The sequence below is a fragment of the Anaerococcus martiniensis genome (assembly GCF_043187485.1).
In the GTDB taxonomy this organism is placed as follows: Bacteria; Bacillota; Clostridia; order Tissierellales; family Peptoniphilaceae; genus Anaerococcus; species Anaerococcus martiniensis.
Map to the genome: position 1 here is coordinate 306,710 of NZ_CP171106.1, position 16,398 is coordinate 323,107.

The window sequence follows — 16,398 nt, forward strand, 5'->3', positions numbered from 1 at the left end:
TTAATATTTTTGTTAATTTAATAACTGTATTTACTATAACATTTAAAAAATTTAAAGCAAATATTAAAATGATATTTTAAATATTAGGGCAAGGAAAGTAAGAACTATTGCAAGTGGAACATAGACAAATTTGCCTATTTTATGCCATTTGTTTCCATATTTATTCTTACTAGAAAGATTAATTTCATTAAGTAGCATATCTTTTTTAAGAACATAAAACCAAGTAATAGCTCCAATTGATGCACCTATTGGGATAATATAGATCGAAATAATATCCATGTATGGACCAAATGAATCAATAGTTTCAAGATTGACCCCTAGTACAAAAACTATAATCCCCAAGGCTAAGAAAACAGATTTTCTGGATAGGTTTTTAAACCTTGCTGTAATTGACTCTGTTATAACTTCAAACATATTTTGTAAGGAAGAAATGCCAGCACAAATTACTGCAAAATATAAAAATATGGCAAATATTCTACCAAATCTAACATTTTTTAAAATTGTAGGCAAGGTTACAAAAAGTAATGATGGACCTCCTACTTGTTGCATATTAAATACGCTTACTGCTGGGATAATAACAAATGATGCTATAAGTCCTGATAGTGTATCTAATATTCCCGCGTGAACTGATGAGCTAACTATATCTTCTTTTTTGCTAATATATGCACCCACAACTATCATTCCAGATCCTGTAATGGATAAAGAGAAAAATGCTTGGCCCATAGCCGTTACAATAGTATTTATATTTAGGGTTTCTGGATTATATTTAAACATATTTGCATAACCTGCACTTGCATTTGGCAGTGTTGCTACCTTTATTGCAAGGACAACAAATAAGATAAAAAACGCAGGCATCATAATTTTATTTGATTTTTCGATAGATGATGCTCCTCCAAGACAGGTAATTATTGTAAGGATGATTGCAATAGCATGGAAGCTAATTACAGAATATTTCTCCATTGCAAAGGAGTTAAACCAGTTTTGTGCATCCATAGCAAATATCTGACCTGTCAGAGAATCTACAAATCCTTTTAAAATGTAGGCCACTATTACACAATAGCCAACTGCTATCAAAAATGTACCTATAAGAGGTATAAAACCAATATAGCGTCCTAGTTTTGAATTATTTTTTCTGGACTCATAGGCATATTCATAGGCTCCCAAAGTTCCAGTTTGAGCAAGTCTTCCTACTGCAAATTCACTAGATAAGCCAACATAGGAAAAAATCGATGCAAATAATATATAAAAAATTAAAAAAACGAGTCCGCCCGCCTGAAATTTGTATGGAAAGCCCCATATGTTTGCCATACCAACTGCTGATCCAACAGCTGAAAGTACAATACCTAATTTGGACGAAAATTCTTTTTTCATACTTTACCCCTTTAAAGCGTGATTGGTTATAAAAAGATTATAACACTATTTGAAATTGATGTAAAGGTAACTGGGATTTTAAATATTTGATATTTATTTATATCAAAAAATTTAGGATAAAATTTCATTTATCAATTGCCTTAATTCTCCTATGGCCTCTTCTTCAAACCAAGGGTTTTTCTTTAGCCAACCTATATTTAAGGGACTAGGGTGAACAATTGGGAAAAACTCAGGCAAATACTCCCTATAATTTTTTACAGTTTCGGTTAAATTTTTCTTGCGATTTTTACCCAGATAATATTTTTGTGAATAAGCTCCTATTAATATAGTAAGCTTGATATTTGGCATTTGCTTTAATATTTTTTCATGATAGTCTTCTGCTATAAATTTTCTAGGTGGCAAATCTCCTTGCTTGGCCTTGCCTGGATAATAAAAATCCATTGGTAGAATTGCTATTTCTTTTGAGTAAAATTGCTCTCTTTCGATTCCCATCCATTTTCTTAATTTATCTCCTGATTTGTCATTAAAGGGAATCCCTGTTTCTTCTACCACCCTACCTGGGGCTTGGCCTATAAGCAGGATTTTGGCATTTTTATCTACTTGAAAGATTGGGTCAATACCATGTTTTGTATATTCTTCATTTCTAGGATCATCTTTAATTTCTTTTATAATATAATCTAAAGTCATTTTTCCCTCCAAAAAAACCACCAAGAATTGGTGGCTTCTCTTATTTGTATTTTTCTTTTATTTCATCTAAAAATCTATTGTCAGAAAAATAATCTATGCCCATAGCTTTTTTAACTTCTTCTACTTTTGCACGGCCTACTTTTTTGGCATTATCTGTTCCTTTTTCTAGGATTTCTAAAACTTGGTCTAGATTTTTTTCATAATAGGCTCTTCTTTCTCTGATAGGCTCTAGCTCTTCTTCTAAAACTTTTATCAAGAATTTTTTAACCTTTACATCACCCAGTCCACCGCGTTTGTAGTGGTCTTTTAGTTCATCTAAGTTATTATAATCTGGCAAATATTTTTCAAAGTGTTCTTGATTTGAAAATACATCTAGGTAAGTAAATACTATATTGCCCCCCACTTTTCCTGGATCATCTATATTTATGTGGTCAGGGTCAGTGTACATAGACATTACTTTTTTCTTAACAGTTGCCGCATCATCTGCTAGGTAAATTCCATTTCCAAGTGTTTTGGACATTTTTGCTGCCCCATCTATACCTGGTAGCCTTCTTGCTACTTTGTTTTCTGGTAAAACTGCCTGTGGTTCTTTAAATAATTCTCCATAGATATTGTTAAATGATCTTACTATTTCTCTAGTTTGCTCTATCATCGGCTCTTGATCAACTCCAACTGGGATGACATTTGCATCAAAGAGCAAAATATCCGCAGCTTGGCTTACTGGATAGATTAAAAATCCTGCTGGCAAGCTTGTTTCAAAATTTTTTTGCTTGATTTCTGTTTTTACTGTTGGGTTTCTCTCTAGTCTTGATAGAGTAACTAAATTTAAAAAGTAAAATGTAAGTTCGGTTAGTTCCTCAACCTGAGATTGGATAAATATTGTCACTTTTTCAGGATCAAGACCCACACTTAGATAATCAAGGGCAACTTCGATTAGGTTTTCACGGATTTTTTCTGGATTTTCAAAATTATCTGTTAGGGCTTGGCTGTCGGCAATCATTACATACATTTTTTCAAAATTGCCTTCATTTTGCATTTTGACCCTATTTCTCAAACTACCCACATAATGGCCTAGGTGAAGTCTACCTGTTGGCCTATCTCCTGTTAAAATTATATTTTTTTCTTGCAAAATTATTCTCCTTTAAAAAAAGAGAGGATAAAATCCTCCCTAATTAATTTTCCTTGTGACTTTCTGCTAGATATGCATCGATAAATCCTTGTATATCTCCATCCATAACTGACTCTACATTTCCTACTTCATAATTTGTTCTGTGGTCTTTGACTAAGGTATATGGTTGGAAAACATAGGATCTAATTTGGCTACCCCAGGCAATTTGTGTGTATTTGCCTTGGATGTCTGATATTTTTTCTCTTTGCTCTTCTTCTTTTATTTGTATAAGTTTTGATAAAAGAAGTTTCATAGCAGTTTCTCTATTTAAAATCTGGCTGCGTTCTGCTTGGGAGCTTGCAACAACACCTGTTGGTATATGAGTAATTCTTACTGCAGAATCAGTTTTATTTACGTGCTGTCCACCTGCACCACTTGCCCTATATGTGTCAATCCTTAAATCATTTGAATCAATTTCTACATCGGTGTTATCAGGTAGTTCTGGGAAAATATCTACAGATACAAATGATGTATGGCGGCGCGCTCCACTATCAAATGGTGAAATTCGTACTAGTCTGTGGACTCCCTTTTCACCTTTTAAATAGCCGTAGGCATAGGGTCCACTTACTTTTAAGGTTGCAGATTTAATTCCGCCTGCTTCTTCGTTATTTATATCTGTAAGTTCAAATTTAAATCCATTGTGATCAAAGTATCTAGTGTACATACGAAGGAGCATTTCTGCCCAGTCTGTCGCTTCCAGTCCACCAGCCCCAGCGTTTATAGCCATAAAAGCGTTATTTTTGTCATATTCCCCATCAAGCTGGGTTTTTAGTTTCATTGTAGAAACTTCTTTTTTTAGCTTTTCTAAATCATTTTCTATTTGATCTAGGGTGGCAGACTCTGGATTTTCACTCATTTCTACAAGGTCTATTAAATCTGTATTATCTGCCAAAGAACTTGTTATTTCTTGATATTTTTCTAAATCTTCTCTTTTGGCTGACAGGTCTGCCATAATATTTTGTGCCTTGTCGCTATCATCCCAAAAATCAGGAGCAAAGGTCTGTTTTTCTAGGTCTTTTACTTCATTTTCTAGATTTTCTGGGTCAAAGAGAGTCTCCGATTAGTTTCATAGTATCGGTTAATTCTTCAATTGTTTCTCTTAATTGATATATTTCTGCCATATTATTTCTTTACATTAGATTTTTTGCTTTCGCGTTCTAGTCTTCTGCGTTCAGCTCTATTAAGTCCTTCTGTTTGATCGGCTTCATCGCTTAATCCATCTGCTTGTTTAGATTTCTCATTGCTATCTCCATCAATTTCTGGACCAAGTTCTGTTGTTGGAGTCATAACTTGTTTTCTTTGGATATTTTGTCTCATTTCTACATTCATCATGTATCTAACAGTTTCTTCTTGGATTGATCTGGTCATTTCTTCATACATATCAAAACCTGTGTTTGTATATGCACGTACTGGATCTTCGTTACCCATTGCACGAACACCGATTTCTTTTCTCATTTGATCCATTGCATCGATATGATCCATCCATTTTTGATCGATAACTCTAAGCATGATTACACGTTCTACTTCTCTCATGTTTTCAGAACCAAATTGTGCTTCTTTGTCTTCATATTTTGCAAGAGTAGCTTCTGTGATGTAGTCAATTAGATCTTGTTGGCTATAATCATTTATATTTTCAAAATGTAATTGAGTTACTGGTATCCCTAAAGCATTTAAGTGGTTTAATAGGGCCACAATTTCCCAATTTTCTGGTTTGATTTGTGGATTTGTAAAGTTATAAACACTATCTGTAATAACTTCTTTAATCATACCAATAATGGTTTCTTTCATGTCATGGCCATAAAGAACATCTTGTCTTTCATTGTAGATAATTGTTCTTTGTTTATTCATAACATCATCGTATTGTAAAACTCTTTTACGTGTTGCAAAGTTGTTTGCTTCTACACGAGTTTGTGCTTTTTCTACTGATCTACTTACCATTCTTGATACGATTGGTTCGTCTTCATCAAAATTTGCATTTTCAATGAATTTTGCTACTTGTTCCCCACCATTTAATCTGATTAGGTCATCTTCAAGTGAGATAAAGAATCTAGAGTGTCCTGGGTCTCCTTGACGACCTGAACGTCCTCTTAACTGGTTATCGATACGACGAGATTCGTGACGTTCTGAACCAATGATATATAGTCCACCTGCTTCTTTTACTTTTTCGGCTTCTTCTTTTACACCAGGTCTAATTAAATCTTTGTAATGTCTAAATTTCTTACGGGCTTCTAGGATTTCTTGATCATCTGTTTCTGCATATGAATCTACTTCTTCAATAAGTTCATCGCTCATGCCTTCTCTTTTAAGTCTTTGTTTAGCCATATCATCAACATTACCACCTAGCATAATGTCAGTACCACGACCTGCCATGTTTGTTGCAATTGTTACTGCACCAAGGCGGCCTGCTTCTGCTACGATAGCAGCTTCTCTTTCGTGGTTTTTAGCATTTAGAACTGTATGTTTGATGCCTGCTTTTTTAAGGGCATTTGATAATCTTTCACTGGCTTCAATTGAAATTGTACCGATAAGGATTGGTTGGCCAGTTGGGTGTACTCTGTTAATTTCATCAATAATTGCTCTGTATTTTCCATTTTCATTGATGTAAACATAGTCAACATCATCTACCCTTTGGATAGGTCTATTTGTTGGGATTTCTACAACGTCTAAGTTGTAAATTTCGTCAAACTCTTCTTCCTCAGTTTTTGCTGTACCAGTCATCCCTGAAAGCTTATCATACATTCTAAAGTAGTTTTGGAAGGTAACTGTAGCTAGAGTTTTAGATTCTGCTTTTACTTCTACACCTTCTTTAGCTTCTATAGCTTGGTGTAATCCATCTGAGAATCTTCTACCTTGCATGATACGACCTGTAAACTCATCTACAATTTCTACTTCGCCATTATTTACTACATAGTCGATGTCACGATGCATGGTTGTATTTGCTTTTAAGGCATTGTTGATATAGTGAGAAAGCTCTAAGTTTTCTGGATCAGATAAGTTTTCAATTCCAAAAAATCTTTCTGCTTTTTCTGTACCTTTTTCTGTAAGGTTTGATGTTTTTCTTTTTTCATCTACTAGAAAATCTACATCCTCTACCTTAAATTCACGGTCAAATGGATCTATGTCTGCATCTTCATTTGGGTCTAAGATTCTACCTTCAAGTGTTTGGATAAATTCATTTGCGCTTGTATAAGTATCTGTAGATTCATCACCTTGACCAGAAATGATAAGTGGTGTACGTGCTTCATCGATTAAGATTGAGTCAACCTCGTCAACGATAGCATAATTTAGGCCACGTTGTACCATATCTTCTTTGTAGATAACCATGTTGTCTCTTAAATAGTCGAAACCAAATTGGTTATTTGTACCATAAGTGATGTCTGCAGCGTAGTTTTCTTGTCTTTCACTATTTGTAAGTCCATAAACAATACATCCTACAGTCATACCTAGGAAAGTAAATATTTTACCCATCCATTCTTGGTCACGTTTTGCAAGATAGTCATTAACTGTAACTACGTGCACACCCTTGCCTGTAAGTGCGTTTAAATATGCTGGACAAGTTTCAACTAAAGTTTTACCCTCACCAGTTCTCATTTCGGCAATCTGACCATTGTGTAAAACAATCCCACCAAGTAATTGGACTGGGTAGTGTTTCATACCTAAAACCCTATCACTTGCTTCACGTACAGTAGCAAATGCTTCTGGTAATAGGTCATCTAAACTCTCGCCATTTTTTAATCTTTCTCTAAATTCTATAGTTTTGTGTTGTAATTGTTCATCAGTCAATTTTTGCATAGATTCATCTAGGCTAAGGATTTTGTCAACAATTTTTTGGTTGTTATCAATTTCTTTTTGACTAAATGACTTAAATAAATTAAATATCGCCAAATTATTCACTCTCCAATTCTCTTAATTATTTATGTAAATGGTTAAAATAATTAAGTTTTACCACTATTATATTAAAGTATATTATGATTTTTGTAAACTGCAATATAAGTGGATTTTTTATAAATCTTATTTACTTAACATATAAAAAACGCAGTAGACTTAGTCACTTAAGACCCTGCGTTTAAAACTTAAGTATTTTTATAACTTTCTGTTAATAATAGTACCTTTTTAGGGGGAATTTTTCAAACAAAAAAGGTGCAAGTTAAACAAATTATATTTAAATAATTTATTTAAGTCTGCACCCTAGTTTTATCTAGCTGGAACGATTAATCCATAATCTCCCTTGCGTCTTTTATAAACAACCCTTACATCCATTTCTTCTTGGTCATAGAATACAAAAAAGTCATGGCCCAATAGCTCCATTTGCATTACAGCTTCTTCTGTATTCATTGGTTTAAGTGGGATATTTTTTGTCCTAGCTATATTTATCTCATCATCATATGATTGGTCAATTTTATATTCATCATCAAAAGTTTCATCGAAATTTTCAAATCTTATTGAATCATGATGGCGATTTTTAGTAAGTCTTGTTTTGTGTTTTCTAATTTGCCTTACCAAAGCATCAATTGTTTGATCGATTGCATTTTGATAAGTTTCATCATCTGCCTCAGCACGAAGGATAGGTCCCTTATCCAAAAACATGGTTGCTTCAGCCTTAAAGCCATTGCCCTCTTTTGAAATTAGAAGATTTATTTCCTCCTCCTTAGAAAAGTATTTATCAAGTCTGTCATACTTTCTTTCTGCTTCGTATCTAATATCGTCAGTGATATTAATATCTTTGCCTGTTAAATTAATCTTCATAACATCATCTCCTCTTTCCTTTTTATATACTTACCCAATTCACAAATATGCAAACGTTTGTAATTTAAAAAATATTAAAATTAATGTATAATTAAATTAATAATTGGAGGAATTTATGACCAAGACAAAAATAAAAGATATACTAGACTACGAATTTTTATCTGGCCTTGAAATTTCAAAGGATGGATCAAAATTAGTCTACAAAAAAACCAAAGCTGATTATGATGAAAATAAATACCAAACAGATTTATGGATTTATGATACAAAAGAAAATAAAAATTATCCTATTACAGATAATGAAAAAATTTCAACATACACTTTTGATGAAGATTCATATTTAATCTATAAATCAAACTCAGGTATTAAGAAAGACAGCTTCAAATCCTATAATGGCTATGGCATAGGCAAAAAAATCTTCGACTTAGATCTTGATGTAAAAGAAATAAAGTGGCTAAAAGATGAACTTTTTTTAATCAATGCCAGTGAAAAGGAAGATAAGAAAGCTAAGGATAAGAAAGAAAAAAATAAATATTTTGAAAAACTAGACACCCTTCCATTTTGGTTTAATGGCCAAGGTTATCTAGAAAAAAATTCAAGTGCTTATTATTTTTACGATGCAGATGACGAAAAATTAACAAAAATAGTAGATTCAAAATTTCCAAACGAAATCCAATACCTAGCCTTAAATGAGGATTTAACAAAAGCAGTCTATATAAAAGCAAATTATGATGATAACAATGTCTATGAAAAGCTAGATAGCCTAGTACTTTTAGATGTTGAAACCAAGACTGAAAAAGTTTTAATTGATAAAGTTTTTTCTTTTTATACTGCTGAATTCTTAGATGATAAAATTATATTTGTAGGTACAGATATGAAAAAAGGAGGAATTAACGAAGATTCTTTCATTTTCACTTGCGATTTTGAAGGTAATTACGAAAAAATTACTGATAGTAATTTCGATATGTCCTTTGGAAACTCACTAGGAACTGACGCAAGATTTGGGTCAGGTAAATCTTTCTTAAAAGCTAATGATAAGTTATATTTCATTGTGACCCAAAAAGAAACTACAAAACTTTATTCAATTGATAAAAAAGGCAATGTAAATCTTGAAATAGATGATCAAGTAGAAGATTTTGCTATCAATGGTGATGAAATTTATTATCTATCCATGGGTAGAGAAAGCTTATCTGAGCTTAAGAAAAAGGGACATGACCGCATACTTGTAAAAAATAAAGTCAAATCAAATGTCGGAGAAGCTGAAAGATTTGAATTTGAATCTAACGGAGATACACTCACTGGTTTTGTAGTATTGCCTCCAAAATTTAACAAAAATAAAAAATACCCTACCCTATTAAGTATCCACGGTGGACCAAAAACAGAATTTGGCGACATCTTCCACCACGAACACCAAGTTTTTGCAAGTAATGATTACATTATAATTTATACAAATCCACATGGTGCAAGTGGTAATGGAGTGAAATTCTCTGATATTCGTGGTAAGTATGGAGATATTGATTATTCAGATTTGATGACATTTTTAGACCTAGCAATTGAAAAATATCCACAAATTGATACTGAAAATCTTGGTGTATACGGTGGATCTTATGGTGGTTTTATGACAAATTGGATAATTGGTCACAATGACAGATTTAAGACTGCTTGCTCTCAAAGATCTATTTCAAATTGGACAAGTTTTTATGGGGTTTCTGACATCGGATATTATTTTGGATCTGATCAAACTGATTCAAATCCTTGGGATAGCTTAGATAAAATGTGGGAACAATCACCAATAAAATATGCAGATAATGCAAAAACTCCAACCCTATTTATCCACGCTGATGAAGACTACCGTTGTCCTCTAGAACAAGGTTTACAAATGTATACCAAATTAAAATTAAATGGTGTTGATACAAAAATGTATGTTTTCCATGGTGAAAACCACGAATTATCAAGATCAGGTAAACCTCACGGCAGAATAAAAAGACTCAAAGAAATTAAAAAATGGTTTGATGGGCACTTAAAATAATGAAAACAGAAACAAAAGTAAAATTAAAAAAAACCACAGCAGATATGGTTTATAGGTTTAAAAATCACGAAATTGCTAACAATTCTGCAGCCCTGTCCTTTTACTTTTTACAAGCATCCATCCCACTTTTGATGGTCCTTGTATCAGTAGTTTCAAAAGTTTTAGAAAATAATGTAGATGCTATTTATTCTCTAATAGACTTTTTGCCATCAGCTTCTCAAGACATGGTCAAATGGGTAATTGATACCATGTTTGTAAATACTGGATCCGCTTCAGTTACAATCATAACAATTTTATTTGCCCTTTGGTCGGCTACAAAGGGGATGAATAATCTAATTACCTCTATAAATAAGGCCTATAGTTTAGAAGGAGAAAATAAATTTATAAAACAAAGGTTACTCTCCCTCCTATATACAATTATTTTTATAATATTTATAGTATTTATCTTAGTTTCACAAATCTATGGGCCAAGCATTTTAAATTTTATAAATGACCAAGTTTTAACACGTATTTCTGATAGAGCTTTTGGCGGAATTTTTGATAGAGTAATCCAAACTTTATCATCTCCATTATTTAGACTAACAGTAATACTAATTCCAATCTTTATTATATCGGCTGTATTTGGAATTTTTTATAAATTTGCTCCAAATAATAAAGAAGACCGAGTGCCATTTAAGGATTCGCTTTTAGGTGGGGTCTTTGCAACAGTAACTATTTATATAGCAACATTCATCTACTCATTCTTTTTGACAAATTTTTCAAAACAATCAGTGGTTTATGGAGCCCTTGCTGGTATATTGGCCCTCTTCATCTGGTTAAACCTTGTTTCCACAATTTTGATAACTGGTGCAGAGTTAATAGATGCAGCTAGAGAAAATTATAAAATTAAGTCAGAAGAAGAGATAAATAGATTTGCACAAGAAAATAAAACATTTAAACAAACCTTAGAATCAACACTAGCTAGTTCAAAAAATGATCAAAACAATGAAAGTAAAAAGGAAGGTCATAATATGAATAAAAGATCATTACGCAAAAGATTTAGAGACATCAGATACCATATGGACTATAATCAAAAAAATATGATTGACTATAGCATCTATACCAAATTTTTAAACTCAGAATTATTCCACAATGCACAATCAATCTTTATCTACGTATCAGTGGCTGATGAAGTTGATACTTATGAAATCATCAAAAAATCTCTAGAACTTGGTAAGGATGTATATGTGCCATATATCACAGATGCGGATAATGCACTTATGACAGCGGTAAGAGTTTATTCCTTAGATGATTTAGGGGTTGGAGAATTTAATATCCCAACATCAAGAAATGTAAGATTTATCGAAAATCCAGACCTAACAATTGTCCCTGGCCTTGGTTTTGATAGAAATAAACACCGTTTGGGCTATGGTGGTGGTTATTATGACAGGTATCTAAACACTAACAAAACAACATCCATAGGATTTTTTGCAAGTGATGTTGAAGTAGACCAAATACCAACTAATGAATTTGACCACAAACTAGATTATATAATTACAGAAAAAGAAATTTTTTAAGGGGCTTATATAGCCCCTTTTTTTGGAGGCGAAATGAAGAAAGTATTTGCTATATTGCTAATGATTTTATTTATTACAGGATGTAATAAAAATACTAATACAGCAATTCCTCAAAATGATGGAAATAAACTTGTCTATAACAATCTATTAAATAAAAAATCAAAAGAAGACCTAAAAAGTATAATGAAAGCAAGTGACTTAGATTCTAAAAACATCAATAGGTTTTTTAAACAAGTTGATTTCTTTAACAAAAATGTAAGCAAGGACCTTTTAATAGATAGGGACTACGAAAAGGCAGATAATATAAAAGAATATGATGTGTATGCCATGCAAGATGATCTTTTTAAAAAGCACCCAGAATTTACTGGTACAAATTGCAGAATAACTACTTTTGGTCTTATAGGTGATAAAATAATTATAGAAAATACGAAAGACCCAAATCTTTCTGTAGTAGAAATAGACAATACAAGTTTTTCAAGTGATTTAGTTCCTACTTTAGAAAAGAATGAGATAGAAAAATTTAACAAATTTTACTCAGCCATCCCAACTGAAAATAAAAATGACCAGAATTTTCAAATCAAAAAAATAAAGGATTTTTGGAAAGAAAATGGAATTACATTTCCTAATAATAAAAATTATAGTGTAATTTCTGTTTTTGTATTTTCAAATATTGACGAAAATACCAACGAACTTTTTATAGGCCATACTGGTGTATTATTCCATATGAATGATAGCAGATATATGCTAGTAGAAAAATTAGCCTTCACAGCTCCCTATCAAGTGATCATTTTTGAAAGCAAGGATGATTTATATGATTATCTGATGAAACTTTATGATTCATCTAATGAAGAATACCCAATAAAACCCATCATTTTTGAAGATGATAAAGTTTTATAAAAAAATAATTCCCCTAGCTAGGGGAATTTTTATATTTCAGTAATTGCAAAAGTTTCTTTGCTAAGCTTATCTAAATATTTTTTCATCTTTAATCTTCTGCTAATTTTTAAATCCTTTTTGTAAATTAGAGGATTTTCTGAATTTTTCTTTCTATCCTCATCTTCAAAGTCTTTTCTAAACTCGGGATCAAGATTATCTATAGTTTGTTTTAAATCTAGGTTGTAATATCTAAATTTCTTGTCCCCTATTATCTCTTCTTGCTTATCAAAAATCAAATCATCAATGGCAAGTTTTGATGTATTTACTCCATTTAGGCTAGCAAAATAATGGCTGCGCCCTTGGCGAAGATTTATTTCAAAGGCATAAAATTTGCCTGTTTTTGTGTCTTTTTTGAAATCAATATTAAATAAGCCATAGACACCAAGTTTTTCAACAATATCTCTTGCGTAATCAAAAAGGACTTTCTCATCAGAGTCTATTTTTGCAACAAAGTTTCCAATCCATTCTACACGTTTATCTAAAAGAATATTTCTTGAAATTGCCATAGAAACGGTAGATTTTGATCTGTAGCCTTCGATTGTGTACTCAGACCCATCTCCTCCAGCTACAAATTCTTGGACTAGGATATTATAGTCATAGCCATTATTAAAAATATTTGCCAAAATTTGATGAGTTTCTTCTAATGATTTAGAATGATAACCCTTTTGCCAGCCTTCAAAGTCTAAAGTTTTGTAAAATACATCATTATCTGCTTTAATAAAAACTTCTTCTGGATAATCCAAATCCAAATAATTTTGCCTATTTGCAACAAAGGTTTTTGGTGCAAGATCTAAGTCATTTATTTTTTCATAAAAGTCGTTTTTTGTGGCAAGTCCTTTTATAACTTTAATATCTGCATATGGCATAAGAGGTTTGAACTTTAGTTTTTCAATATTTTTCAGGGCAAAGGTCCTCATCACATCATCTGGTGCAAAGATTATAAAGTTTTCATACTTATCTTGATAGTCATCATAAATACCATTTATGACTTCTTTAAAAACTTCTGGATCCTTAGAAAAATTCTCTTTTTTATAAAAATTTATTATTTTAGAGTCCACACATGGAAGCAAGATCATAGATGTTGCTACAACTGGATTTATATTATAAGCTTCGTGGATTTCTCTAGCTATTGAATATGTATTTAGGTCTGACCCTAAGATTATTGGTAAAAATTTGTTCATAAAAACTCCTATTATTTGAAAAACGGGCTAATAGTGATATATATTATATAATCGTATAATATAAAAAGCAAATCATACATGTAAGGAGAAGATAATGAAAAAATTAGGAGTTTTAGGTGGCATGGGCCCTTTATGTACTGCAAATTTTTATCAAAAAATTGTTAAAAATACCAAGGCGGACAAAGACCAAGACCATATACCAACCATAATAATTTCAGATCCTCAAATCCCAGATAGGACAGCAGCAATTTTGACTGGAAAGGATGAAGAAATTCTGCTTCAAAAAATAAAAGAAGACCTAGAAAACTTAGAAAAGCAAGCTGTGGATAACATAGCAATTCCATGTAATACCATGCATTATTATTACGATACCTTTAAAAATTACACAAATATAAATATTATCAATATGGTTGAAGAAACACTTTTATATTGCAAAAAGAATAATGATTTAAACATTGGTGTTTTAGGTACAAAAGCAACTATGTCTTGTGGTATATATGAAAAATATGCTGAGAACCTTGGTATAAATATTATCCCGATGGATGATCATATCAAAGAATTCACCATGGATACTATTTATAAAATAAAAGAAACAAATGATACTTCACATCCTGAATTTTTGAAAATGATAAAAAAGTTAAAAAATACAAGGGTAGATGCAATAATTTTAGCTTGTACTGAGCTATCTTTAATTGATAATATAACCTCATATGATTTTGTAATAGATGCCATGGATATTTTGGCTTATGAATCTATAAAAAAATCCGGATTTGAAATCAAAAATAAGAAATAAATTACAAACTTCATAATATCTTAATAAAATCTTAATGCCAACTTTGTTATAATTGTTCTGTTAACGAGGTGGCATTATGAAGAAAAGAACTAAACTTAATAAAAAATATAATTATCTGACCATCCTAAGAGCAGTTGCTTTTTTTGGAGTCTCTCTATTTCACACCTATTCACATTTTGTGCCGGGTGGTTACTTAGCAGTTATTATATTTTTAGTATTATCAGGGTTTTTGACATTAAAAACTGCTGATAATAAAACTTATGACATAAAAACAAAATTAAAAGTAAAATTTATTAATATTTTATCTCCAGTTTACCTAATAATGGCAACATCCCTCATATTTTCCTTTACTTTTGCGAGGACCATTTTTGATGATAGTATTAAATCTGCCCTACCAGTTGCATTAAACTTTGAAAATATCAGGAGAATCATAGCTGGAGATGACTATTTTAACCAACTTGGCAATTTTAATATGTTTTTGCATATGTGGTATGTTTCCCTATATATGCAATTTATAGCGATATTTTTAATTATAGACCAGTTTTTAAACAATCCCAAAAAAAATAATAAGAGAATACTTGTTTATAGTATTCTAACTATAATAAGTTTTGTATCGATCTTTTTATTTGGAAAATCACCAGATGATATTACAAGGATATACTATGCCATTGATACTAGATTTTCTGCATTTGGCATAGGTATACTGGCTTATTTGATTAACGAAAAATTTGGAAAAAGCAAGCAAATTTCAGAATCTACTTACAAAATTGCAATATTAATTCTAGGACTTGTGATTGTAATTCCATTTTTTCTAGTCAATGGGAAAAATATATCATCATACCATGCAGTTTTTGTTATATATACAATAGCAGTTGGTATTTTGATAGCTTTTTTATACAACTATGAACGTCTAAATATAATTAACCATCGAAAACATACTTTTTTATATAATTTTTTAATTTATATTGGAGATAGGTCTTTTCACTTATACTTGTGGCAATATATAGTGCAAATTTTTGTAGTATATCTTGCACCGAGCTTAATGGATAATATTTTATTAAATCTATTGGCCCAATTTTTGATTGTAATAGTTTTAAGTGAAATAAGCTTCCAATTGTTAAAGTCAAAAAATTTAAGAAAATATATACTAATGGCATCACTTATTGTTTTTGTGATTTTATCAATAACTTCTCTTGTGTTAGGAAATAGCAAAAATGATGAGATAGACAATTTGCGAAATGATATAAAAGCAAGCCAAGAAAAAATTGACCAAGCTAATAAAGAAATCCTTGAGAAAAATAAAAAAGAAAACGCTGATAAATTTAAGAGAAAAGAAGCTAAACCATTACCGGAGACTAAGAAATTAGATGATAATTTTAAAGAAAAATCCTATGATGATTTTGATTTTAGCGAAAAGGAATTAGAATATTTAAGTAATCTCAATGTAACAGCTGTTGGTGACTCAGTAATTATTAATGCTGACTCTTACATTAGAAAATTTATTCCAAACTTTTACTTGGATGGTGAAGTTGGTAGAGATATGGTCTCTGGTCCTGATATCCTATCTCAAATCAAAAATAACTATGGATTAGGAGATATAATATTAGTTTCACTCGGATCAAATGGGTCAGCAAACCAAGCAGACCTTGAAAAAATAATGCAAATTGCAGACGGCCGTGATGTATATTTTGTAAATACATCTCACACCCAGTCCTATATGGACTATGTAAATAAGAATTTAGAAAGCTTTACAGAAAAAAACGACAAAGCTCACTTAGTGGATTGGCGAAGTTTTGTGAAAGATAGACCAGATCTCTTAGCTCCAGATAGGACCCATCCAAATGTAGAGGGATCAGATGATTTTGCAAAACTAATAATGAGAAAAATCCTTAATGTAAATAAAGTTTCTGAATAAAAAATCCAAGCAATAAAGC

12 protein-coding genes are annotated in these 16,398 nt (G+C 31.5%); 5 read left to right on the top strand and 7 right to left on the bottom strand.

The genetic code is table 11. The features are described 5' to 3' along the window. Positions 1-63: 63 nt before the first annotated feature. The 6 genes from ACF3NF_RS01600 to hpf all read right to left on the bottom strand — a co-directional run bounded on the left by ACF3NF_RS01600 (position 64) and on the right by hpf (position 7,972). Entirely contained in the window at positions 64-1,371 is a 1,308-nt protein-coding gene (locus ACF3NF_RS01600) for a sodium-dependent transporter (RefSeq protein WP_394023642.1), read from the bottom strand. A 111-nt stretch (positions 1,372-1,482) separates the two neighbouring features. After that, entirely contained in the window at positions 1,483-2,058 is a 576-nt protein-coding gene (locus ACF3NF_RS01605) for a uracil-DNA glycosylase family protein (protein WP_394023644.1), read from the bottom strand. 40 nt (positions 2,059-2,098) lie between these two features. Further along, entirely contained in the window at positions 2,099-3,187 is a 1,089-nt protein-coding gene (trpS, locus tag ACF3NF_RS01610) for a tryptophan--tRNA ligase (RefSeq protein WP_394023646.1), read from the bottom strand. Between the two features lie 43 nt (positions 3,188-3,230). After that, positions 3,231-4,347 (bottom strand): peptide chain release factor 2 gene (gene prfB / locus ACF3NF_RS01615; protein WP_394023648.1). Its coding sequence is split into 2 segments (ribosomal slippage): positions 3,231-4,271 and positions 4,273-4,347, totalling 1,116 coding nucleotides; the frame shifts between segments, so codons are not numbered across the junction. 1 nt (position 4,348) lies between these two features. After that, the gene (secA, locus tag ACF3NF_RS01620; RefSeq protein ID WP_394024428.1) at positions 4,349-7,111 is read right to left on the bottom strand and encodes a preprotein translocase subunit SecA; all 2,763 of its coding nucleotides are present in this window, start codon (positions 7,109-7,111) and stop codon (positions 4,349-4,351) included. A 309-nt stretch (positions 7,112-7,420) separates the two neighbouring features. Beyond that, a complete protein-coding gene (gene hpf, locus ACF3NF_RS01625) occupies positions 7,421-7,972 on the bottom strand; it encodes a ribosome hibernation-promoting factor, HPF/YfiA family (protein WP_262122052.1) in 552 nt (183 codons plus the stop codon). 115 nt (positions 7,973-8,087) lie between these two features. Between hpf and ACF3NF_RS01630 the strand changes: the two genes are divergently transcribed. The 3 genes from ACF3NF_RS01630 to ACF3NF_RS01640 are packed head-to-tail and all read left to right on the top strand — an operon-like array spanning position 8,088 to position 12,451. After that, positions 8,088-9,998, top strand: a complete 1,911-nt coding sequence (locus tag ACF3NF_RS01630; RefSeq protein WP_394023650.1) for an alpha/beta hydrolase family protein — start codon at positions 8,088-8,090, stop codon at positions 9,996-9,998. Beyond that, entirely contained in the window at positions 9,998-11,554 is a 1,557-nt protein-coding gene (locus tag ACF3NF_RS01635) for a 5-formyltetrahydrofolate cyclo-ligase (protein ID WP_394023652.1), read from the top strand. The genes ACF3NF_RS01630 and ACF3NF_RS01635 overlap by 1 nt, the downstream gene beginning before the upstream one ends. A 33-nt stretch (positions 11,555-11,587) precedes the next feature. Further along, positions 11,588-12,451 carry a DUF4300 family protein gene (locus ACF3NF_RS01640; RefSeq protein ID WP_394023654.1) on the top strand — a complete coding sequence of 288 codons (864 nt, stop codon included), beginning with the start codon at positions 11,588-11,590 and terminating at the stop codon, positions 12,449-12,451. 29 nt (positions 12,452-12,480) lie between these two features. Here the strand turns inward: ACF3NF_RS01640 and ACF3NF_RS01645 are convergent, their stop codons facing one another. Next, on the bottom strand, positions 12,481-13,671 hold the full coding sequence (locus ACF3NF_RS01645) for a carboxylate--amine ligase (RefSeq protein WP_394023656.1): 1,191 nt from the start codon (positions 13,669-13,671) through the stop codon (positions 12,481-12,483). Between the two features lie 94 nt (positions 13,672-13,765). Between ACF3NF_RS01645 and cuyB the strand changes: the two genes are divergently transcribed. Together cuyB and ACF3NF_RS01655 are read left to right on the top strand one after the other, a co-directional pair. Continuing rightward, positions 13,766-14,464, top strand: a complete 699-nt coding sequence (gene cuyB, locus ACF3NF_RS01650) for a cysteate racemase (RefSeq protein ID WP_394023658.1) — start codon at positions 13,766-13,768, stop codon at positions 14,462-14,464. Positions 14,465-14,540: 76 nt separating this feature from the next. After that, positions 14,541-16,379: an acyltransferase family protein gene (locus tag ACF3NF_RS01655; RefSeq protein WP_394023660.1), complete on the top strand. Its 1,839-nt coding sequence runs from the start codon at positions 14,541-14,543 to the stop codon at positions 16,377-16,379. Positions 16,380-16,398: the final 19 nt, after the last annotated feature.

What these genes read in the sequence shown, in the direction of transcription:
- ACF3NF_RS01600 (WP_394023642.1), bottom strand. Translation starts at nt 1,371, where the DNA reads ATGAAAAAAGAATTTTCGTCCAAATTAGGTATTGTACTTTCAGCTGTT.
- ACF3NF_RS01605 (WP_394023644.1), bottom strand. Translation starts at nt 2,058, where the DNA reads ATGACTTTAGATTATATTATAAAAGAAATTAAAGATGATCCTAGAAAT.
- hpf (WP_262122052.1), bottom strand. Translation starts at nt 7,972, where the DNA reads ATGAAGATTAATTTAACAGGCAAAGATATTAATATCACTGACGATATT.
- ACF3NF_RS01630 (WP_394023650.1), top strand. Translation starts at nt 8,088, where the DNA reads ATGACCAAGACAAAAATAAAAGATATACTAGACTACGAATTTTTATCT.
- ACF3NF_RS01635 (WP_394023652.1), top strand. Translation starts at nt 9,998, where the DNA reads ATGAAAACAGAAACAAAAGTAAAATTAAAAAAAACCACAGCAGATATG.
- ACF3NF_RS01640 (WP_394023654.1), top strand. Translation starts at nt 11,588, where the DNA reads ATGAAGAAAGTATTTGCTATATTGCTAATGATTTTATTTATTACAGGA.
- ACF3NF_RS01645 (WP_394023656.1), bottom strand. Translation starts at nt 13,671, where the DNA reads ATGAACAAATTTTTACCAATAATCTTAGGGTCAGACCTAAATACATAT.
- cuyB (WP_394023658.1), top strand. Translation starts at nt 13,766, where the DNA reads ATGAAAAAATTAGGAGTTTTAGGTGGCATGGGCCCTTTATGTACTGCA.
- ACF3NF_RS01655 (WP_394023660.1), top strand. Translation starts at nt 14,541, where the DNA reads ATGAAGAAAAGAACTAAACTTAATAAAAAATATAATTATCTGACCATC.